Source organism: Flavisolibacter ginsengiterrae DSM 18136 (assembly GCF_059568575.1).
The window spans coordinates 149,840-169,244 of sequence record NZ_JCANTR010000013.1 but is presented as its reverse complement, the minus strand read 5'-3'; the positions used below and the strand labels follow the sequence as shown (position 1 = coordinate 169,244).

Here is a 19,405-nt window from a genome sequence, read left to right as displayed (position 1 = left end):
TTTGTTGTAAATCGATTGTTGAAATGCAGGCATCAAACTTTTCCATGGCCATGTCAATGCCGATTCCATAACGAATAGCATTCATAAAAAAAGTTTAGGACATTAATAATAATATCAATTTCTTCTACTGCCTTGGCTCATGATTTATTCAAGATTGAAATATATTATTTCATCTTTAAGTACTGTTCAGGCTAAGGAAGAAAAGGCACAAAGAAGATGTCTCGCGCCAACATAGTGAAATGTCACTTGTTTAGTCTCAATTTGAGGTATCAATGTGCCTTGATATCTATAGTAATTTAATTATTTAGCAAGATATGAGTCTCTTTGCATGAGTATAACATGATTCATCGAGCAGAATCATAAGCAAAGGACTCGCGGCCATTGAAATTTCATAGCTTAATCCACCAGGCGTACCTACGGCACGCTGATTTATCCACGATCTTTCCTGCTACCAACAAAATGTTCCTATGGAACATGAAGAACTCCAAAACTACAATCACGTATTCTCTCTCCTACACATTGAGCATTGCCCGTTGGGTAAAGACTGTAATTAAAAAAGACGCTTTGACCTACACTTCATCATTCAATATCCCACTTAATACCGCAGAGGGCGCGGTGCCTCTTTGTGACCCTCTACTTCCGTGGATCCTCTCTCTTCCTTCGAAATTCGATATTCCTTGTTCGACATTCGAGATTCTCTCTTCTCTCCCGACTCCTGACTCCCGACTCCCAACTCTTTCTTGTCAACCTTTCAACCTATCAACTTTTCAACCTCTCTATACTTCAAGCCTTTGCCGCTGCCACTCCTCAAAAATCCTTTTCAATCCAGTCAATCCTGGTTCTTTCTTCTTAAATTCATTACCTCAACATTTTTAACCCTCAACAGATTTTATGAGAAAATTGCTTGCCCTGCTGGCAGGGGTGTTTATGCTGCTTTCTGTTCATGCGCAGATAGATGCCGGTCTATTCAGGTTTCCTGATGTTTCTGCATCACAGATTGTTTTTACCTATGCCAATGATCTCTGGGTGATGCCTAAGGAAGGCGGCCAGGCTACACGTTTGAGTTCACCAGCAGGTGTGGAGATCTATCCCAAATTCTCCCCTGATGGCAGGACCATTGCTTTTACTGGTAATTATGATGGTAACAGCGATGCCTATACGATTCCCGTTACCGGTGGTATACCCGTGCGGCTGACAGCCCATGGCTATCCTGACAGGGTGGTGGACTGGACCGTTGATGGTAAAAATGTATTGTTTGCCTCCGGACGTGAAAGTGGCAAAGCAAGGTTCAACCAGTTTTATACGGTGCCCGCCACAGGCGGTGCCGAGCAGAAGCTGCCTCTTGCCTATGCGGAATATGGATCCTATTCTCCTGATGGTAAAGAGCTGGCACTGGTGTTTCGTTCACAGGTTGGCCGCAACTGGAAGCGCTACCGCGGTGGATGGAAGGCCGACATCCATATTTTCAACCTCCAGAACAATACTTCAACAAACATTTCACGTAATGATGATGCAGGTGCCGAGTTTCCCATGTGGCATGGCAACAGCATATACTTTCTTTCTGACCGCGGCCCGGAACTGCGCATGAATATCTGGAAGTACGACATTAACAGCAAGGCATTTTCACAGGTAACCCATTTCGGAGATTATGATGTGCATTATCCCTCCCAGGGACCTGATGATATTGTCTTTGAAGCAGCAGGAAAATTATGGCTGCTTCCTTTTTCATCTGCCCAGCTAAAGGAAGTGAAGGTGAGCGTGGTTACCGACAGGGCCATGCTGAAGCCAAAGATGGAGACAGCAGAAAAGCTGGTGGAAAATGTGGCGCTAAGTGCCGATGGCAACCGTGTGCTGGTAGAAGCGAGGGGAGATATTTTCTCCGTACCTGCAGAAAATGGCTTTGTAAAAAATCTCACCCGCAGCTCAGGGTCTGCAGAGCGGTCCCCGGCCTGGTCACCTGATGGAGAACATATTGCCTATTGGAGTGATGAATCTGGTGAATATGAATTGTGGATGGCGGAACCTGCAAAAGAAAACAGCGCCCGCAAGCTTACCAGTTATGGACCTGGCTTCCGGTACAATTTATACTGGTCGCCTGATAGTAAGAAGCTGGCATTTATAGACAAGGCCATGAACATAAGGGTGTATGATATTGCCAGCAAAACCACTACTGATGTTGATAAAGCCCTTCGCTTTATGCATGGCGATCTTTCGGGATTTACCTTCAACTGGTCGCCGGATAGCCGCTGGCTTACCTATAGCCGTGACCTGGATAATTCACACAGGGCGATTTTCATCTATGATTACCCGAATAAAAAACTGCACCAGGTAACGAAAGGTTATTATAATACTACCAACCCTGTGTTTGATCCTGAAGGCAAATACCTCTTCCTGATCACCTCTCAAAGCTTTCAGCCCAATTACAGCGATGTAGATAATACATTCATCTATGCCAATACCCAGCAGCTGGCTGCTATCAGTTTAAAAAAGACAACCCCCTCCTTGCTGGCTCCAAAGAATGATACGGTGACGCTGAATCTTCAGTCCCCCGAAAAGAAAGAGGCCCTGAAGAAAAAGGCGCGCAAGGAGAAAAAAGATTCACTCTCTGTTCAGCCTTTGCCGGAAGCAGTTAAAGTGGATATCGACTTTGATGGCCTTGAACAAAGGCTGGTGCTGCTGCCTGCCGCTCCGGGGAATTATGGAACCCTGGCTGCTACAAAAGATAAAGTGATTTATTTAAAGCAACCTAATACCGGCCAGACTGATGGAAAAGGAGTAATAAAATATTACGACAAGGAAAAGAGAGAAGAGAAAACCTTGCTGGAAGATGCCAATTACTTCCTGCTTTCAGAGAATAGGGCGAAGATCCTGGTGTTCCGTAATAATAATGCCTTTGCCATCATTAAGCCTGAGGAAGGGCAGAAGTTTGATAAACCCCTGAGACTATCGGAAATGCAGGTGATGGTGGACCCGGCAAAGGAATGGAAGCAACTGTTCCTTGACGCCTGGCGCCTGGAGCGTGATTATTTCTATGATCCAAAAATGCATGGCGTTGACTGGAACGGGGTGAAGGACCGGTATTCCAAAATGCTGGCGGGAGCCATGACCAGAGAGGAAGCTGATTTTGTAATAGGAGAAATTATCGGTGAGCTCAATGCTTCGCATACCTATCATGGTGGCGGAGATATGGAGCACCCTGAGCAAAAGGCGGTAGGTTACCTGGGCGTTGACTGGGAAGCCGATGGCGATCATTATAAGGTGAAAAAAATTATCAGGGGTGCAGAATGGGATGCTGAAGTGCGTTCACCGCTTGATAAGGCAGGTGTAGATTTGAAAGCAGGAGATTATATCCTCGCAGTAAATGGAGTGCCTCTGACCACCGCGCAGGAACCCTTTGCCGCCTTTGCAGGTTTGTCCAAAAAGGCAGTGGAGATCACCTATAACACTACTCCTTCCTGGAGTGGCGCTAAAACAGCTATAGTAGAAACCCTGGATGACGAATCCCGACTGCGCAACCTGGCATGGATCGAAGCCATGCGCAAAAGAGTGGAAGAAGCCACCAATGACGAGGTGGGATACATCTATGTGCCCAGCACGGGTATTGATGGGCAGAATGAGCTGATGCGGCAATTCAGTGCCCAATGGGACAAAAAAGCGCTAATAATAGATGAGCGTTTTAATAATGGCGGGCAGATACCTGACCGCTTCATAGAAATGCTGAACCGCGATCCTCTGGCATTCTGGGCTATCAGGGATGGCAGTTCCTGGCCTTGGCCACCATATGCCAATTTTGGCCCTAAAGTGATGTTGATCAATGGCTGGAGTGGTTCAGGTGGCGATGCCTTCCCGGATTATTTCAAAAGAAAAGGCCTTGGACCTTTGATCGGTGCCCGCACCTGGGGCGGGTTGATCGGTATCTCCGGCGCACCCAACCTGGTGGATGGTGGAAGCATTACCGTGCCTACCTTCCGTATGTACAATCCTGATGGTACCTGGTTCAGGGAAGGACATGGAGTGGATCCGGACATTGCGGTGGATGAAGACCTTGCTTCTATGGCTAAAGGGGTTGATCCGCAATTGGAACGGGGTATAGCAGAAATTAAAAACCTGCTCAAGACAAAGGCATTTAAACAGCCACCTGTACCCACCACGGAGAAAAGGGCCTATTAAGCATTTGGAGAGCCGTTAATAATAGTAATGACCCGGGATGGCCCGGGTCTTTTTTTATTCGTTCATCCGGTTTAGGTATTTGGAATAGTCAGGGATACTGATAGCATGTTCCTCCTCCATTAGCAGGGAGGTCAATACAAAATCTGCCGTACTCCTGTTGCAGGCGATGACAATATTCCAGGCAACGGCAATACGTAACAGGGCTTTTACATCACTGTCGTGTGCCTGTGCCATCATCGGGTCCCAAAAAAACAGGATGATATCCAGCTTACCTTCAGCTATCATGGCGCCTAATTGCTGGTCACCACCCAAAGGCCCGCTCATCAGCCTTGTAACCGGGGTTCCAATGATTTTTTCCAAAAGAGATCCAGTCGTACCCGTGGCTATCAACCGGTGACGGGTCAGTACTCGTTTGTTATAAGTAGCCCAGTCCAGGAGGTCGGCTTTCTTATTATCGTGGGCCACAAGGGCAATACGTTTGACCGGCTGCATTTTTCTTGACGAATCCATAGTTCACATTTTAAGGGTGAAAAGATCCTCTATCCAGGCAGCGATTGTTAGCAGTAAAAACCAGTAATGGCCGGGGCCAGGTTAGTTATGTATGATCTGAACATTCTTTCCCGACTGTAAAACGGCCTGTATCAAAGGCATGTCATTCACTTCCGGGGTATAAATAATCACATGGTCGATCAGTTCATCTTCAAGGATGAATTCTTTCTGAGCCACGATCTCGGCCTGCGGATAGCGATGCTTAAAAAAGGATGCATCCACCTCTGAAGGGATATATAATTTACTAACTGAAGTATTGGGATGGAGCTCAGTATTTAAATTGAACTCCTGGGCTTTTACGCCACATTTTATTATTGCTGTTTTACTTGTTGTCATGTTTAGGGGGTGTGTATTATGTACACATTAAGAACAAAGTAACGCCTTTTTGGATAATTAGGGTTTCCCGGGTTGTTAATCAATTATGATCAAATGGTTTATTGACCAGGAACAAGTTATTGAAAAGCATATAACAGGCTTATAGTCAAACCATTAGACCTTCCATCTTCGTTTTTTAAGAGGGAAGTGATGCCAAAGTTGTAACGGGCGCCCATACCAAACCTCCCTTTTAGGTAGCCGCCACCCACCGCACCTGAAAATATCCAGCGGTTTGTCCAGGTATCAATCGGGAAAAAGTCAATAGCTCCATTATTGTTATCAGCCTGCTGCTTGCCACTAATGCGCAGCCCCACCTGCGGGCCTGTTTCAAAGTAAAGGCCATAACGGGTCCTGAATTGTAAAAGAACAGGCAGCTGCAGGTAATTGAATGTATTGGTGATGGTTTCAGCATTATTTGAAAACTTCCAGCCCTCCATGGAAAAAAGCAATTCAATTTGTGTACTGAAAACCGGGGTGATATTATGCCTGTACCAAATACCGGCATCAAGCCCTGTTCGGCCAGAAACCCCATCGCCTCCCGGGCTGATGGTATAAAAGCCAGGTCCTGCCTTCAGACCATAAAAAGAAGGGATGCTGTCCTGTGCCTGGCATAGTTGGGTAATTAGGGCAGCTAATAAAAGAAGTAAGCTTTTCATTGGCAGTAGTTCTGTTTTACTTACTTATCCTAAAGTTCCAACAATCTTACCAGCAAACAAGATTTAGTATAAAAAAAGCCAGGGCTGGTACCAGGCCTGTTCCGAAAATAATATCTCTTCCGGGCTTAGATCATAGAGGACGTATCTATTCTTTGCCGGTCACGGAAATACACCTCGTAATTGTTTGTGAGGGACCATGTTTCTTTTCTATTTGCTTCCATTTCATCAAGGTCCGCTGTAAATTGGTGGAAGAAAACACCTCATTAAATAGCATCCTATGAAACACCTGGTCAATCTTTATCAAACCAACCGCCTGGTAGCCCTGCTGCTTGACGGCATCGCTCTTATTGTATGCTCCCTGGCACTCATTTTCACATTAACCATTATTGCGGTGGCTTGTGCATTATAGCCCCCTAGCCGGGAGTTTTCAACAGTAGCATTAATGATCCTCCATCCAGTTTGCGTCCATTTTGGCCCATCCTACTGTATGCTTCCTCTATAGTTACGCCCTATCTACGGTATAGGAAAGGTATAGATACTCCGTGCCCGCACGGAGTATCTATACCGTAGATAGGGAGTAGATAGGGCGTAGCTATGCCTTAAGTATAGGTTAAACGGGCTATAAATACAAAGGACCGCCATTGGTTGCGTCCTGGTTACAAATAAATAACTGGTTTAGGCTTCTTTTTTGGGAGGCAATGCAAAGGCTACGGCATTATGTTCAAAATGCCCCCTGTGTGATCCATCACAAAAAGGTTTATTATTGGAAAGACCACACCTGCAAAGGGATACGATGGTACGGCCACCAAGGTCATAGACATTGCCATCTTTGTCCACTATTTCAAAATCCCCTTCAATGCGGGTAGATCCATTGCTATTGATCACGAGTTTTGTTGTTGCCATATTTTCATTGGTTTGCGGTAAAAATAAGGATAATCAAAGGCCAGTAAGCTTTAAAATAGCAGTAACCTTTTGAAGGAGAATATCTTATAATAACAAAAGGACCGGAATTGCCTGGCCGTCATCATACCATTTCTCAATTATATTCGTTTAATTTATCAGCTTAATTATTCTTATTTATAAAATTCTCTATGGATATCCTTCTTTATGTTGTTTGCGCGCTGGTAATAGTGGCCATTGTGTTGATCATCGTTTTTCGTCCCCGTCCCAATAACAACCTTTTTGCCTTGTCTTACAAGCTGGATGAACTGTTTTCCAAGCTGGATAAGATAACCGATAACCTGAAAGAGGATTTCCGTACCAACAGGGAAGAGATCTCCAGGGTGTCGAGGGAGAACCGGGATGAACTAAGTGAAACCCTGCTGAAGTTCAAAACCGAGATGAACGAGACACTCAGGCTGATAACAGAACAAAACCGTGCGGGTGCTGAGACCATAAATAAGACCCTGGAAGACAGGATATCCGCTTTGGTCCAGAAGGTGGAGACAGGGCATAAGGATAGCCGCGAAGCCATTAGTACAGACTGGAAGGAATTCTCACTGGTGCAACGCAATAAGTTTGACGAGTGGAAGATGCTGCAAAAAGAAGGAACCAAAAATACAGTGGAGCAACTGGACAAGATCACTATGAGGGTGGAAGAAAGACTAACCGCTGTCAACGAACAATCTAAAGCGGACAGTAACCAGATGCGGCAGGCATTGGAGGCTTCTTTCAAGGGTTTCAGGGAGACCTTTTCCAAAAGTGTGGAGGATATGAACAACCTGCAGCGGGAGAAATTCGGCCTGATGGAGGTAAAGCAGACAGAATTGGTGCAAAAGACCGAAGAGAAGCTGGAAAAGATGCGGGAAACAGTGGATGAGAAATTACAGAAGACCCTCAACGAGCGTTTAGGTCAGTCCTTTGAACTGGTGGGCAAGCAGCTCGAAAGTGTTCAGAAGGGATTGGGTGAAATGCAAACGCTGGCACAGGATGTAGGCGGACTGAAAAAAGTGCTGAGTAATGTGAAGATGCGTGGTGGACTGGGAGAAGTGCAACTGGAGATGCTGCTGGAGAATATCCTGGCGCCTGACCAGTACGAGGCCAATGTGCGTACCAAACAAAGTAGTTCTGACGTGGTGGAGTTTGCCATCAAGATGCCCAACCGGGATGAAGACCGTAATTATGTTTGGCTGCCCGTAGACGCCAAGTTCCCAAGGGATGCCTACGAATATTTGCAGGAAGCATATGATACCAATGATATAGTAAGAATAGAAGAAGCGCAGAGGAACCTGGAGGCCACCATTAAAAAGATGGCGCGGGATATTTGCGAGAAATACATTGACCCACCCAATACCACTGATTTCGCCATTATGTTCCTGCCTTTTGAAGGCATCTATGCCGAGGTAGTGCGCAAGGCCAGCCTGCTGGAGGATATTCAAAAGAATTGTAAGGTAGTTGTAACAGGGCCAACCACATTTGCGGCTATACTAAACAGTTTGCAGATGGGTTTCCGCACCCTGGCCATTCAAAAAAGAAGCAGCGAGGTATGGACGATACTGGGAGCTGTGAAGAAGGAATTCGAGGCCTTTGGTGGCATGCTGGAGAAAGCACAGAAAAATATTCAAACTGCCAGTAACCAACTGGATGAAGTAATGGGCAAGCGCACACGTGCCATCCAGCGTAAACTGAAAGGAGTGGAAGCCCTGGAAGATGGGGAGGCGCAGGTGGTGCTATCGAATGTTACCACTAAGGAACTACTGGAAGATGAAGAGCTGTAAATAAATTAGATGCTGTGATGAACAGCTGATAAATAGATATACCCAAATAATTAGATGAACAACCTAACAGAAGAGCCACCAGATTTCAATTATCAATGTGCGTTTTGTGGTTTAACAATTGTCGAACGTTCAGCAGTCACAATTACATGGGCCGAGACTGAAACTCCCGATGAGGTTCAATCGGTAATGGCTCACAAAGCCTGCTTAACTTCAGTTTTACACCACAGTATTCCTAATAAATTAAGTTCTGATAGTGAAGATTTGATTAATCAAATTGATAATAAGATATTAAAACTTCTTAAGTGTAGAGACTCTATAGAAGTTTTTGCTAAACCGAAATTACGGGCCACAATATGTAATGTCATTTCTAAAGCATATTACTTGCAATCAATAATTCTTTTAAAAGAGAAATTTGAAGAGAAACAAGACGATCAGTTTTTTTCTGCCAATACTTCAGTCAATAGACACTTTAGAGATTGGGGTGTTGATAAAGTTGGAGATATTTATAATGAACTTCAAAGTATTGCAAAAGATTATATTGTCCAGTCAAACTCAAAATAAGATATTCAAGATTAGGGCAGGCAAGATACTATTTTCGGCAACTTTGAGTTTCCATAATGTTTTTAGCTAATAGTCAAATCAGTTGTGATCATAAAAACAACAAACATTATTCTAATTATCTTCAATAAGTGATTTGAGAAACAGAAAGCGGCAATATTATTAAATCCAGATTTGTTGGTTGCGCGATTTGTGAAATAGACAGGTATATTGATTGGGAATCATACTGCAAATGCCAGTTATAAAGAACATAACACGTTATCGTGAGCCAGCTATTTGGCTGGCCTCATTGTGCATGTTGTTTTTCATGAACACTGATGGACCTTCTCTATGCCTGTTTCGATGGATAGGTTTTTATTCCTGCCCGGGATGTGGATTGGGTCATTCCATGCACGAAGCCTTACATGGCAACTGGAAGGCGTCTTTGAATTATCATATTCTTGGACTGCCTGCTGTTTTGTTACTGCTTTCACATATTGCCACCAGCATATATTCTATAACCAAAACAACCAACCAATTATATGGATCAAAGAATGCTTATGATGCTGCCGGGACTTCAGCCTGAAGAATTGCAAACCATCCAGGACATAACCCGGGACATGACTGAAGATCAGCAACGGCAATTTATTTTATTCTATAGCGGGAAGCGGAAAGAAGAACAAAGCCTGATGATCATGGCTATTATCGGCTTTTTTGGAGTGGCTGGGATACACCGGTTGGTAACAGGTGAAACCGCCCTGGGCATTTTGTACCTGTTTACTGTTGGATTTTGTGGTGTGGGTACCATCATTGACCTAGTAAATATTAAAAGACTGACATTGGAATTTAACCAGAAGAAAGCGATTGAAGCGGCACAGATGGTGCGTATGATGGGGTGATTTCAATCAAAGTTTTGTAAAGCCTTGCTAATTCATTTTTCTTTTGCCAACAAGGCAGGGATGCTGCTATCTAATTGGCGTTTGTTTTGCAGTCTACAGATCATGATACGTTACCTGGTACTATTTGTTGCATTATTTCAATTGATTGCCTGCGATAACCTGGCGCAGGATTCGGACAAACCTGTAAACAAAAGAGCACAGAGCTATTCGTATAGCTGCATTGACAGCGGGGTGGCCGCCAAACCAATGAGCCGAAAGCTGGAGAAGGCCGGTGACCTGATCCGCAACCTCGGTGTTTCCCGCAAATCCATCACGGATAGTGTGCAAACAGCTTATGGGCTAATGTTTCATCAACAAATGCTCCAGGAAGGAGAGTTTAAATTGGTTAATGATGCTGCTCTGAAAACAAAACTTACCAAAGTGATGAACGATTTATTGAGTGTGAGGGAAGATCCTTCACATATTCAATATGCCATCTATGCTTTGAAGGATACCATGATCAATGCCTTCACTTTTGGTGGCCGTATTTACATCACCTCAGGCATGCTGGAAAAATGCAAGGGCAAGGATGATTTGCTGTATGCCATTATAGGGCATGAAATAGGTCATTCAGAAATGGGACATATTAAGTCAACCATCCAGGAGATGGAATTGTCGACAAAGGTGTTTGGTGAGCAAACCGGGGCTACCGTATTTGAACTGAAAAAATTTCTCACGGCTTCCTTCAATCAAAAGAATGAGCTGGAAGCAGATTATTATGGCATCAACCTTACCAACGAATTGGGTTATGATGTCTGCACTGCCGTTTCCTTCTGGATAGAAATGGCAAGTCATGAGAACCGCTATAATGAACTGGAAGATTTCTTTCGTACGCACCCCTTTTCTTCTTTACGTGCAGAGTGCCTGATGAATCATATACGTACCAATTTTGGAAAAGACTGCGGTTTGGATAAAAAGCAATTGTTGCCACAGGTGGTCAAATGAAAAAATTAGACTCCCCGGTTCATTGTAAGGGAACGGGGCAGTAAATCCTTGATGATATTGTAGAATCTTCAAAGCTCAATCACAGTGTTGAATGGTACATTTAATGCCTGTTTATGGCTGTCTTTGTTAACCTGGTTAACGTAGGGCTCCCCCTGGATGTGAAATACATCCGCTTATCCTCTTAAACCGGGGCTGCCATTGAAAAATAGTAACTTTATAGTACTAAATCTATGGTGATGAATCAACACATTGTTTCGAGGATCGCCATCTATATCTTAGCTATAGCAATGATCGTTTTTGGAATTCAACATTTCCTCCACCCTTACGATCTGCTGGTCAAAGTCCCTGATTTCTTGCCCGGAGGCATAGCCTGGGTTTACCTGGTGGGAACCGCTTTTATTTTAGCGGCCATTTCCTTCATGACCAACATTTGGGTGAAAACTGCTGCCTACCTGTTGGCCCTGATGCTATTTAGTTTTGTTCTCACTATTCACCTGCCCAATTTTATGGATACGGCAGATAAGGCTTATCGCCAAATGGCCCTGTACAATTTACTCAAGGACTCTGCACTGGCTGCCTTTGCGCTTTACATTGCCAGCAATGCACGACATCAGCGCATACTGGAGAATGTGGAAGAAGTGAAGGAACGTGAGGAGCGTTTTGAATTGGTGGAACAATAGCTAAGTAAAAACAGCGACATCCTGCTAAGTAAGGAAGTGCCTTACCTTAAGAGCCATTATATGTAGGTAAAAGGAAATTGGCCCTGGTTGGGAGCTTTCAATGAATTAAAAAGCCCGGTGGTGCCGGGCTTTTTTTATCAGATCTATTTCAGCTTCTTCAATTTTTTCAGGTCATCCGTACCTGCCTTCTTCACACTGATGGCAAAGCCTCCGCTTGCTGCCAGTTTTTGTTTCAGCTTCGATTTGCTGGTCACAATGGTTTTATAAATATGATAGCTCTGTGGATTGGTGATGTAATGCGCATCCTTACCATCTTCATAGATAGTAGCTACATAAGATGTATTGGGGTCCAGGAAACTAAAGTCCACTAAACTGGTACGAGGATTCTCATCGGTGATACCACCCACATACCAATCATCCTTGCCCTTGGCTTTACGGGCAATGGTGATGTAATCTCCTGGTTCAGCGCCGAGGATCTTTGTATCATCCCAGTCTACAGCCACATCTTCGATGAACTGAAAAGCATCAGGGAAGCGCTCGTAGTTTTCCACCAGGTCAGCTGCCATCTGCAATGGGCTGTACATGGTAACATATAAAGCGAGCTGTTTTACCAGCGTGGTTTTTACAAAGCGTTTATCTCCTTTTTCATAATAGTCCAACCTTGTCTGGAAGATGCCGGGCGTGTAATCCATAGGTCCACCCATCAGGCGTGTGAATGGCAGGATGGTAGTATGCTCAGGATTGTTGCCACCAAAGGTTTCAAACTCCGTTCCTCTTGCTGCTTCCGCTGCAATGGAATTGGGGTAGGTACGGTTCAACCCTGTAGGATGCACCGACTCATGTGAATTCACCATGATCTTATAGGTGGCTGCTTTTTGTATGGCCCTGTTATAATGGTCTATCATCCACTGGCTATAGTGATGCTCGCCACGGGGAATAATATTGCCTACATAACCAGATTTTACTGCATTATAGCCATGATTCACCATGAAACGGTAAGCAGTATCCATCAACCTGTCGTAGTTGGTGGCTGATGAAGAAGTTTCGTGGTGCATGATGATCTTAACACCTTTAGAGTCCGCATATTTGGTAAGCATGTCCACATCGAAATCAGGATAGGGCGTTACAAAGTCAAACACATATTCTTTGGAATGACCAAACCAGTCTTCCCATCCCTGGTTCCATCCTTCTACCAGCACGCCATTGAGGCCATGCTTAGCCGCAAAGTCAATGTATTTTTTTACATTGGCATTGTTGGCGCCATGGGTTTTGTTGGGTTTCATTTTTGAATAATCACTGATACCCAGGTGCACATTATTGGTATCGGCATAGCTCCAGGACCCTCGTCCAGGTACAAACATCTGCCACCATACACCCACATATTTTACTGGTTTTATCCAATCAGTCGAAGCATATTTTGTAGGCTCATTCAAATTGAATATGAGTTTAGAAGCCAGTATTCCTTCTGCATGTGGGGAGACTACTACTGTACGCCATGGTGTATGAAAAGGTGTTTGTATATAACCTTTATTGCCCTGTGCATCAGGAGTGAGGTGGGTTTTCAGGATAAAGTTTTTATCATCCAAAGTCACATTCATTCCTGCATAACCCAATAGCGCCGCTTCATGAATATTCACATACAGACCATCATTGGTCTTCATCATGAGCGGAGTTTGCAATCCCATTGGGATGAGGGTCTGAGATGCATTGCCATCGTAGCTTTTGTCAAACAGTTTTGAAACCTCTGATAGCTTAGATGTAGTATAACTGTATTCTTCCGTATCATAATCACCCGGTATCCACCAGGTCTTATTATCGCCCGATAGAGCGAATTGCGATTCCTCCTCTTTGATAACAAAATAATTCAGGTTCTTTTGCTGCGGGAATTCATACCGGAATCCCAGGCCATCATTAAAAACCCTGAAGCGTACAACCAATTGCCTGTTGGCAACTCCTGGTTGTGCCAGTGTCACTTCCAGTTCATTGTAATTGTTGACAATTGTTTTAAACTCTCCCATCACCGGGTGCCAGCTTTCATTGAAAGAAGAGGTCTTTTGATTTGCCTGTACAAATCCTGAAATAAATGATGGCACATCAACGGTTGACAATCCCAACTTACTGGGTTTGATAACAGCAGCGCCTTTATAGTTCAACTGGTAATAGGGTACACTGTCTTTAACAGAAAACTGCAACTGCAGTTGTCCATCAGGTGAGGTAATGGATTGGGCCATAACCATACTGCCTGTTAGCATCAGCAACAAGAAAAAAGAAAAAGCTTTATTCATTTGGAAATGTTTAATTGGAAGGCGTTATTAAGAATGCAAATAAAAAGTACTTAGGGCAATAAAACTATGACCCCAGGCATTTTCCTCCTGTAATTTCCATTCAGCTTTTGGCCCATTGCAATGGCTAACTATTACCCGGTCATGCCTTGTGACAGGCGCGAAAATTATTTCTCTTCTTTTGTGGAAGTTTTTTCTTTACCCTCATCCAGGGGTTCAAGTCTTTCATTGGGATCTACGAAGCCTCTCAGCTCTGTAAGGTTGGGATCTGCTTTTTCCTGGTGACTGGGATTGGGCATTTTAGGTTCTTCTTTACCTACTGTTGTTTTATCGTCCTTTTGCATACAATTCTTTTTAATGATAGATGAGTTAAAGGATAAAACACTTAAAAAATCATTCCAGATTGCTTTGATGGAAAATATACACGAGTGGTAAGGGAAGATAAAACATGAAGACTCAATGCATTATATTCAAAATGACGATATTATATCTAAACAAGTAAAAAGATCAGTTATACCTGGCCTTTAAAATAAATGTCCTGGAATCCAAGTATCGACTGTTTGAATTGTAACCAGGAAGTTTTTTTGTCAGAATCATTATTGTCCGAAATAAAGCTGATTTTTTCACTGGCTTCCTTTAGAAGTTTTTTCAGATCAAGGTTGCCTGAAATCACCGCTTCGCCACAATTGGATTTTACTTTATTGAACAATATTTCCATATCTGCTCTTTCCTTTCCTGCATCTATAGGTGTATTATTCCAAAGCCTGTTTTGAATATCTTTCAGGTAGGTTGTTAAGGCCTTTAAGCTCAATGATGCTTTAGAAGAGCTAAAGCTCGTTATCAATGCAAAGGTTACTAAGGCCAGTGTGATAAGTAATAAGATGATTTGAAAGGGGGTTATCATAAATAGATGTTGTTGATTACATTCCTTGAATTGCTTTTTCCATTCAGTAATTTGATCATTCATTATGTTGTTCAAACTATTTGGTTTTTTGAACTGGTGATCAATGTCAGGTTAGTTTGTTTTGAAGGTATTCAGCCATTTGCTCCCTGAAATCAATATTATTTTCACTACAGCTGAATAGCGATCCAATATTGGCCAGGGGAAGGGTGCCTGATGAAATAGCGGCTGCCAGCAAAGGATTTGCCTCCACCCAATTCTCATTCATACTATTATATTTCATAAAGGAGATCAGCATTTCCTGCTTGTACGTACCAGGAAAGTGTGCAGTACCTGCATTAATGTCTTCAATGTCATCTTCAATCATTGGAAAGTTATACGAATTGAACTGATCAGTGTCTTTGACTAAAAACCTTGGATATTCGAACATACAATTGCGTAAATAGTAATAAAAAAAGATATGGCTACAATGCGGAAACCAGGGATGAGAACATCACAAGGTAGACCTATCTCCTCTATTACTGGTATTTGTTTTATTGTAATTGTCCTCCCTGCTTAATTTGAGAATATGTACTGACAAAGCAATGCCTTAACACCTGCTTCGTGGTAATAGAACTATCTTTCCAGTTGCATTTTTCTTGCGTACAAAAGGTTGATAAATACTGATTTAACACAAGAAATCGCATTGCTTGCTGTAACTACCGGAGACGGGTTCTTCTATGAATGGTCATTTCCTCTATACAGCTGTGCGCATTAAAGGAAAGAATACTAATGGTAGATCCAAAAGACATACGACCAGGTAATATGGTGTTAAGGGTAACAGGCAAAGATGTAACCGGCAAATCCTTTTTTGAATATACACCAGTAGCAATAGATGAATATTTCTTCACCTGGGCTAAGTATTGCTTTCCTATAAAATTAACCCCTGACCTTTTAAGTAAATGTGGCTTTGTATTTAATAAAAATGTTTGGTATATCAATCCTGCCCATTTCAGTTGGGAATATGACACGCCATTCCTGAGTTGGAATCCAAAAGAAGGTTGGTTTTTAAAAGACCTGAAGTTATTATACCAACCTGTTTATTTACACAAGCTTCAAAACCTTTATTATAATTTGACTGGCAAGGAACTTGTAATAGATCCTATGCTTTTTCAAAATATAGATATTATCGGCCCTATAAATTTTGCAGGAAAAGTTATTTCAAAAGCACCACCACGGCCGCTTTTATAATAGATGGTTGTTATTATTGTAGAGCCTCATCTACCAGTGATTTTAATTCCCTGTACTTTTCGTTTCTTCCCTTGTTCTTCAGGTTATAGGTCATCAAAAAAGCTGCATAGTGTTTTTCGTTGTCAAGCCATGGGAAGGAACCAAAGAGTCCGGGACTGCTAACAGATTTGGTAGTTTTAGATCCCTTTGGCTGGTCCATGATCCACTCACCATAGCCATAACCAAATCCCCCTGCTTCGGAAGGAGAATAGGCGATCTTCACTCCTTCTTTTAACCGGTTCACCTGCATTTCATTGATGCTTTTTTCGCTCAATATCCTTTTGCCATTGAACATTCCTTTGTTTAGAATCATAACGAGGAAGTTCATATAATCTATGGGTGTGCTGTACGCACCGCCCGCCGGTAGTGCCACCTTGTTTTTCCCAAAATCTGTATTCGTCATACCAAGTGGTTTTGCTATGCGTTCGGCAAACAGGGTTTCAAAGCTTTTGCCACTGATCTTTTCCAGGACAGCACCTGCTATCTGAAGGCCAGCATTGCTATAATGAAAAACGGAACCCGGTTGTCCTTCCATTGACAGGTCTGCCAATAGCTCAATGGCTTCATCCATAGTTTGTATTTGCTTCATCCCGGCCAGGCTTTCCTTCAATGGAGGAGCATTGATGCCTGTAAGTTGCGACAGGCATTGGCTAATGGTAATACCACCTTTTCCATGCGCGGTCAACACTGGTAAATACCTGCCCACGGTGTCTGAAAGTGTAAGGCTTCCATCATCAATAAAGGTCATCACCAGTGCTGCGCTTAGCCATTTGCTGCAACTGGCAATTGGTTGCCTGGTGTTCACATCATAATCTTCTATATTGGCATTTTTGCCCTGTCGCCGGGCAATCAACCGGTTGCCCAGTTTTTGTTTGGGGCTCATTTTATTCACGGCTTTGGAATAGACTATTTGTCCACCTTTATAAATCAATAGCATCGAGCGTCCACCCAATGCCGGGGTATTTTCTTCCATCCAGTTATCGAGTTTTTTGAATGACTGGGCCTGGGTATGTATGGCCAGGAGAGCAGGTATGATTAGAAAAAGGGCGTAATGCCTGTATTGTTTTGGATGCATGGCCGTATGACTAAGCAGTGGTTGAAAGGTTTATTGATGGGAAACTATTGCCAACAATTTTAAAAATTCCTGTGATGGAATCATTAACTTAAAATATTGAAATATAACGTGAAAGGCTATCCGTTCTTTGTTGTTAAGGCAATTATAAAAACTAGTTTCACATGCTGGCATAGCTTTTACTTCAATGATTATATGAACACCTTATTCCCTGTTGCGCCTGAGTTTCCACCTGGGTTTCACTATTATCCTGATTTTATCAATGAAGCTGAAGAGGCGAAGTTAGTTTCTGCCATAAGAGAAACACCATTGCATACTTTTCATTTCCAGGGCTATGAAGCGAAGAGGAAGGTGGCCAGTTTTGGCTATGACTGGAGCTTTGAAAAACGAGTGCTGTCAAAAGGAAAGGAAATCCCGCAAAGCTTTTCCTGGGTAGTTCAGAAAGTTGCTGCATTCATGGATATAACCCCTGATCATTTTGCAGAACTGCTGGTGACTGAATACCCCTTGGGTTCCGTGATCAACTGGCACCGGGATGCTCCGCCATTTGATATTATTGCGGGCATTTCATTACATACCGATTGTGTGTTTCGCCTGCGACCACAGGAAAAAGCCAAACAAAACAGGAAGTCTGTTATTTCATTTACTGTTCAAAGGCGTTCATTGTACATCATCCAGGGAACAGCCCGAACTGAATGGCAACATAGCACCTCGCCTGTAAAAGAAGTCCGTTATTCTATTACATTGCGCAGTTTGAAGTCACCAGTATGATACCCGGTTATCGTTTGACGAGGCTGTAGCCTGCATTAATGCCAAAATAGCTAATAGTACCACCTCCCGGGAAGCCTGCCTGGTAGCGTAATCCCAGGTCTAAACGGCTGACTTTGACACCTGCGCCCAAGCCGAGCGTGAACCCGGAATCTGAACTTTTTGTTGTTGTGCTGGTACCACCATTATCCACTTTCGTTTTAAAGTGGTACAATCCCAGGCCAGCCTGCGGATGCGCATAAAATAAGGACCAGTTGTATTTATATCCTATAAGCAAGGGGATGATGGAAGTTTTAATTTTTTCATTAGCAGGAGGTGTCTTGAACGTAAACGTATTGTACCCGGTGGTAAAAGAAACCTGTCCTGATTCACCTACACCCAACAGTCCCTGGACCCATCCGCCAACACCTGTTTTATAAGAATTAAAATCACCGGTAGGAAAGGCAGCTTCCACACCTAAAAGAAAGTCATAGGTTCCGCGTTGGGCTTTTGCTGAGATAGATAAGCTTGAGCTAATTAGCAGCAGGAGTAAAAATTTATTCATAAGTAGTTTTTTGTTTATGAGTTGCAAAAAAAGGACCACTGATAAGTTTATTATTTTCTTCAGTCTTATAATTCTTATTATCCTTTATTTCTTTTCAAAAACAATACGGAAGTGATCCATCAATTCCCTTTCAAAACATTTTTGATTGGCCTTATGCCTGAATACCTGCAGCTTGTACCTGAACTCTTTGTTTTTAATGAAACTGGGTAATAATTTCAGGTATAGTGCATATTTCTCCAGGCTGAATTGCCTGATACGCTTTCTCCATTGTTTGGTGGTTTCAATATAGTCAAGCCGGCCGCTGCTGTAATCAATTACGTTAAAGAAAGGTGCGGCAGTATCAAAGATCATTTCCTTTCCATAAGGTAGCCAGGAACCAGGGAAGTGGTCCGTCATCAACCTGATAAGAAAAGCATCAGACCCCGGCGCTGCATTTGCATCCAGTACATCCACTGGTATCATATTCTTTCCCCATGCCATGGTTTGAAGGTAAAATCTTCCTTTTGGGGGCAACAGGTTATAAACCCTTTCAAAAAAATCATGGTAGATCTTTTCCTGTTTACCCTCCTGGTATTCTGCGTAGGAACAAAAATGTTCAAAGGCTCCCACAGAAACGATGGCATCAAAGGTTCCAAGATCTCCAGGCTGAATAGAACGTGCATCTTTGATATGTACATCAAATCCATTTTTCCTGCATGCCTTATACTGTCCTTCGGAGAAGGTAAGGCCTGTAGCTACTGCTCCCCGTTTAGTGATATAGGCCAGGAAGGGCCCCCAGCCACAGCCCATATCCAGTACCCTGCTGCCCTTTCCAATATGAAGTTGTTCCGCCATATAACCATGCTTGGCCGCCTGGGCTTCTTCCAGCGAAAGCTTAAAATTTCCATTGTACATGGCGCCGCTAAAGTCTGCCGTTTCGCCCATGCTTTGGCGGAATATGCGGTCCATGGTGGAATAGGTAAAATCTATATCCTGTTGAGTAGCCATATGTAATTATTTTAT

At 43.1% G+C, this 19,405-nt stretch carries 21 protein-coding genes; 10 read left to right on the top strand and 11 right to left on the bottom strand.

Annotated features, from left to right (window positions below):
* The first annotated feature begins 891 nt into the window (after positions 1 to 891).
* On the top strand, positions 892 to 4,170 hold the full coding sequence (locus BP74_RS14700) for a S41 family peptidase (RefSeq protein WP_496375108.1): 3,279 nt from the start codon (positions 892 to 894) through the stop codon (positions 4,168 to 4,170).
* A gap of 54 nt (positions 4,171 to 4,224) precedes the next feature.
* Here BP74_RS14700 and BP74_RS14695 read toward each other — a convergent pair whose 3' ends face one another.
* The 3 genes from BP74_RS14695 to BP74_RS14685 form a co-directional block, all read right to left on the bottom strand.
* On the bottom strand, positions 4,225 to 4,680 hold the full coding sequence (locus tag BP74_RS14695) for a methylglyoxal synthase (protein WP_496375107.1): 456 nt from the start codon (positions 4,678 to 4,680) through the stop codon (positions 4,225 to 4,227).
* A gap of 81 nt (positions 4,681 to 4,761) precedes the next feature.
* Positions 4,762 to 5,055: a hypothetical protein gene (locus tag BP74_RS14690; protein ID WP_496375106.1), complete on the bottom strand. Its 294-nt coding sequence runs from the start codon at positions 5,053 to 5,055 to the stop codon at positions 4,762 to 4,764.
* Positions 5,056 to 5,171: 116 nt separating this feature from the next.
* Positions 5,172 to 5,750, bottom strand: a complete 579-nt coding sequence (locus BP74_RS14685; protein WP_496375105.1) for a porin family protein — start codon at positions 5,748 to 5,750, stop codon at positions 5,172 to 5,174.
* A gap of 277 nt (positions 5,751 to 6,027) precedes the next feature.
* Here BP74_RS14685 and BP74_RS14680 point away from each other — a divergent pair, with 277 nt between their 5' ends.
* Positions 6,028 to 6,159: a hypothetical protein gene (locus tag BP74_RS14680; RefSeq protein ID WP_262494390.1), complete on the top strand. Its 132-nt coding sequence runs from the start codon at positions 6,028 to 6,030 to the stop codon at positions 6,157 to 6,159.
* 266 nt (positions 6,160 to 6,425) lie between these two features.
* Here BP74_RS14680 and BP74_RS14675 read toward each other — a convergent pair whose 3' ends face one another.
* Complete coding sequence (locus tag BP74_RS14675; protein ID WP_496375104.1) at positions 6,426 to 6,653, bottom strand: CDGSH iron-sulfur domain-containing protein; 228 nt, start codon at positions 6,651 to 6,653, stop codon at positions 6,426 to 6,428.
* A 188-nt stretch (positions 6,654 to 6,841) separates the two neighbouring features.
* Here BP74_RS14675 and BP74_RS14670 point away from each other — a divergent pair, with 188 nt between their 5' ends.
* The 6 genes from BP74_RS14670 (at position 6,842) to BP74_RS14645 (ending at position 11,567) form a co-directional block, all read left to right on the top strand.
* A complete protein-coding gene (locus BP74_RS14670; protein WP_496375103.1) occupies positions 6,842 to 8,467 on the top strand; it encodes a DNA recombination protein RmuC in 1,626 nt (541 codons plus the stop codon).
* A 54-nt stretch (positions 8,468 to 8,521) separates the two neighbouring features.
* Positions 8,522 to 9,028: a hypothetical protein gene (locus BP74_RS14665; RefSeq protein WP_496375102.1), complete on the top strand. Its 507-nt coding sequence runs from the start codon at positions 8,522 to 8,524 to the stop codon at positions 9,026 to 9,028.
* Positions 9,029 to 9,257: 229 nt separating this feature from the next.
* Complete coding sequence (locus BP74_RS14660; RefSeq protein ID WP_496375101.1) at positions 9,258 to 9,590, top strand: DUF2752 domain-containing protein; 333 nt, start codon at positions 9,258 to 9,260, stop codon at positions 9,588 to 9,590.
* Positions 9,547 to 9,903, top strand: coding sequence for a TM2 domain-containing protein (locus BP74_RS14655; protein WP_496375100.1), 357 nt, complete (start codon positions 9,547 to 9,549; stop codon positions 9,901 to 9,903). The genes BP74_RS14660 and BP74_RS14655 overlap by 44 nt, the downstream gene beginning before the upstream one ends.
* 60 nt (positions 9,904 to 9,963) lie before the next feature.
* Positions 9,964 to 10,887: a M48 family metallopeptidase gene (locus tag BP74_RS14650; protein WP_496375099.1), complete on the top strand. Its 924-nt coding sequence runs from the start codon at positions 9,964 to 9,966 to the stop codon at positions 10,885 to 10,887.
* Positions 10,888 to 11,123: 236 nt separating this feature from the next.
* On the top strand, positions 11,124 to 11,567 hold the full coding sequence (locus BP74_RS14645) for a DoxX-related protein (protein WP_496375098.1): 444 nt from the start codon (positions 11,124 to 11,126) through the stop codon (positions 11,565 to 11,567).
* A 143-nt stretch (positions 11,568 to 11,710) separates the two neighbouring features.
* Here the strand turns inward: BP74_RS14645 and BP74_RS14640 are convergent, their stop codons facing one another.
* The 4 genes from BP74_RS14640 to BP74_RS14625 form a co-directional block, all read right to left on the bottom strand.
* A complete protein-coding gene (locus BP74_RS14640; protein WP_496375097.1) occupies positions 11,711 to 13,852 on the bottom strand; it encodes a glycoside hydrolase family 97 protein in 2,142 nt (713 codons plus the stop codon).
* Positions 13,853 to 14,016: 164 nt separating this feature from the next.
* On the bottom strand, positions 14,017 to 14,193 hold the full coding sequence (locus BP74_RS14635) for a hypothetical protein (protein ID WP_496375096.1): 177 nt from the start codon (positions 14,191 to 14,193) through the stop codon (positions 14,017 to 14,019).
* Positions 14,194 to 14,360: 167 nt separating this feature from the next.
* Positions 14,361 to 14,753, bottom strand: a complete 393-nt coding sequence (locus tag BP74_RS14630) for a hypothetical protein (protein WP_496375095.1) — start codon at positions 14,751 to 14,753, stop codon at positions 14,361 to 14,363.
* 106 nt (positions 14,754 to 14,859) lie between these two features.
* The gene (locus BP74_RS14625) at positions 14,860 to 15,117 is read right to left on the bottom strand and encodes a hypothetical protein (protein WP_496375094.1); all 258 of its coding nucleotides are present in this window, start codon (positions 15,115 to 15,117) and stop codon (positions 14,860 to 14,862) included.
* A gap of 404 nt (positions 15,118 to 15,521) precedes the next feature.
* Between BP74_RS14625 and BP74_RS14620 the strand changes: the two genes are divergently transcribed.
* A complete protein-coding gene (locus tag BP74_RS14620) occupies positions 15,522 to 15,980 on the top strand; it encodes a hypothetical protein (RefSeq protein ID WP_496375093.1) in 459 nt (152 codons plus the stop codon).
* A 13-nt stretch (positions 15,981 to 15,993) separates the two neighbouring features.
* On the opposite strand, the gene BP74_RS14615 is transcribed toward BP74_RS14620, so the two are convergent.
* Positions 15,994 to 17,094: a serine hydrolase domain-containing protein gene (locus tag BP74_RS14615; RefSeq protein WP_496375092.1), complete on the bottom strand. Its 1,101-nt coding sequence runs from the start codon at positions 17,092 to 17,094 to the stop codon at positions 15,994 to 15,996.
* Positions 17,095 to 17,286: 192 nt separating this feature from the next.
* Here BP74_RS14615 and BP74_RS14610 point away from each other — a divergent pair, with 192 nt between their 5' ends.
* Positions 17,287 to 17,862: an alpha-ketoglutarate-dependent dioxygenase AlkB gene (locus tag BP74_RS14610; protein ID WP_496375091.1), complete on the top strand. Its 576-nt coding sequence runs from the start codon at positions 17,287 to 17,289 to the stop codon at positions 17,860 to 17,862.
* Positions 17,863 to 17,869: 7 nt separating this feature from the next.
* On the opposite strand, the gene BP74_RS14605 is transcribed toward BP74_RS14610, so the two are convergent.
* Positions 17,870 to 18,403: an outer membrane beta-barrel protein gene (locus BP74_RS14605; RefSeq protein ID WP_496375090.1), complete on the bottom strand. Its 534-nt coding sequence runs from the start codon at positions 18,401 to 18,403 to the stop codon at positions 17,870 to 17,872.
* An 84-nt stretch (positions 18,404 to 18,487) separates the two neighbouring features.
* Entirely contained in the window at positions 18,488 to 19,390 is a 903-nt protein-coding gene (locus BP74_RS14600) for an SAM-dependent methyltransferase (RefSeq protein WP_496375089.1), read from the bottom strand.
* Positions 19,391 to 19,405 lie beyond the last annotated feature (15 nt).

What these genes read in the sequence shown, in the direction of transcription:
- BP74_RS14700 (WP_496375108.1), top strand. Translation starts at nt 892, where the DNA reads ATGAGAAAATTGCTTGCCCTGCTGGCAGGGGTGTTTATGCTGCTTTCT.
- BP74_RS14695 (WP_496375107.1), bottom strand. Translation starts at nt 4,680, where the DNA reads ATGGATTCGTCAAGAAAAATGCAGCCGGTCAAACGTATTGCCCTTGTG.
- BP74_RS14690 (WP_496375106.1), bottom strand. Translation starts at nt 5,055, where the DNA reads ATGACAACAAGTAAAACAGCAATAATAAAATGTGGCGTAAAAGCCCAG.
- BP74_RS14685 (WP_496375105.1), bottom strand. Translation starts at nt 5,750, where the DNA reads ATGAAAAGCTTACTTCTTTTATTAGCTGCCCTAATTACCCAACTATGC.
- BP74_RS14680 (WP_262494390.1), top strand. Translation starts at nt 6,028, where the DNA reads ATGAAACACCTGGTCAATCTTTATCAAACCAACCGCCTGGTAGCCCTG.
- BP74_RS14675 (WP_496375104.1), bottom strand. Translation starts at nt 6,653, where the DNA reads ATGGCAACAACAAAACTCGTGATCAATAGCAATGGATCTACCCGCATT.
- BP74_RS14670 (WP_496375103.1), top strand. Translation starts at nt 6,842, where the DNA reads ATGGATATCCTTCTTTATGTTGTTTGCGCGCTGGTAATAGTGGCCATT.
- BP74_RS14665 (WP_496375102.1), top strand. Translation starts at nt 8,522, where the DNA reads ATGAACAACCTAACAGAAGAGCCACCAGATTTCAATTATCAATGTGCG.
- BP74_RS14660 (WP_496375101.1), top strand. Translation starts at nt 9,258, where the DNA reads ATGCCAGTTATAAAGAACATAACACGTTATCGTGAGCCAGCTATTTGG.
- BP74_RS14655 (WP_496375100.1), top strand. Translation starts at nt 9,547, where the DNA reads ATGGATCAAAGAATGCTTATGATGCTGCCGGGACTTCAGCCTGAAGAA.
- BP74_RS14650 (WP_496375099.1), top strand. Translation starts at nt 9,964, where the DNA reads ATGCTGCTATCTAATTGGCGTTTGTTTTGCAGTCTACAGATCATGATA.
- BP74_RS14645 (WP_496375098.1), top strand. Translation starts at nt 11,124, where the DNA reads ATGAATCAACACATTGTTTCGAGGATCGCCATCTATATCTTAGCTATA.
- BP74_RS14640 (WP_496375097.1), bottom strand. Translation starts at nt 13,852, where the DNA reads ATGAATAAAGCTTTTTCTTTTTTCTTGTTGCTGATGCTAACAGGCAGT.
- BP74_RS14635 (WP_496375096.1), bottom strand. Translation starts at nt 14,193, where the DNA reads ATGCAAAAGGACGATAAAACAACAGTAGGTAAAGAAGAACCTAAAATG.
- BP74_RS14630 (WP_496375095.1), bottom strand. Translation starts at nt 14,753, where the DNA reads ATGATAACCCCCTTTCAAATCATCTTATTACTTATCACACTGGCCTTA.
- BP74_RS14625 (WP_496375094.1), bottom strand. Translation starts at nt 15,117, where the DNA reads ATGATTGAAGATGACATTGAAGACATTAATGCAGGTACTGCACACTTT.
- BP74_RS14620 (WP_496375093.1), top strand. Translation starts at nt 15,522, where the DNA reads ATGGTAGATCCAAAAGACATACGACCAGGTAATATGGTGTTAAGGGTA.
- BP74_RS14615 (WP_496375092.1), bottom strand. Translation starts at nt 17,094, where the DNA reads ATGCATCCAAAACAATACAGGCATTACGCCCTTTTTCTAATCATACCT.
- BP74_RS14610 (WP_496375091.1), top strand. Translation starts at nt 17,287, where the DNA reads ATGAACACCTTATTCCCTGTTGCGCCTGAGTTTCCACCTGGGTTTCAC.
- BP74_RS14605 (WP_496375090.1), bottom strand. Translation starts at nt 18,403, where the DNA reads ATGAATAAATTTTTACTCCTGCTGCTAATTAGCTCAAGCTTATCTATC.
- BP74_RS14600 (WP_496375089.1), bottom strand. Translation starts at nt 19,390, where the DNA reads ATGGCTACTCAACAGGATATAGATTTTACCTATTCCACCATGGACCGC.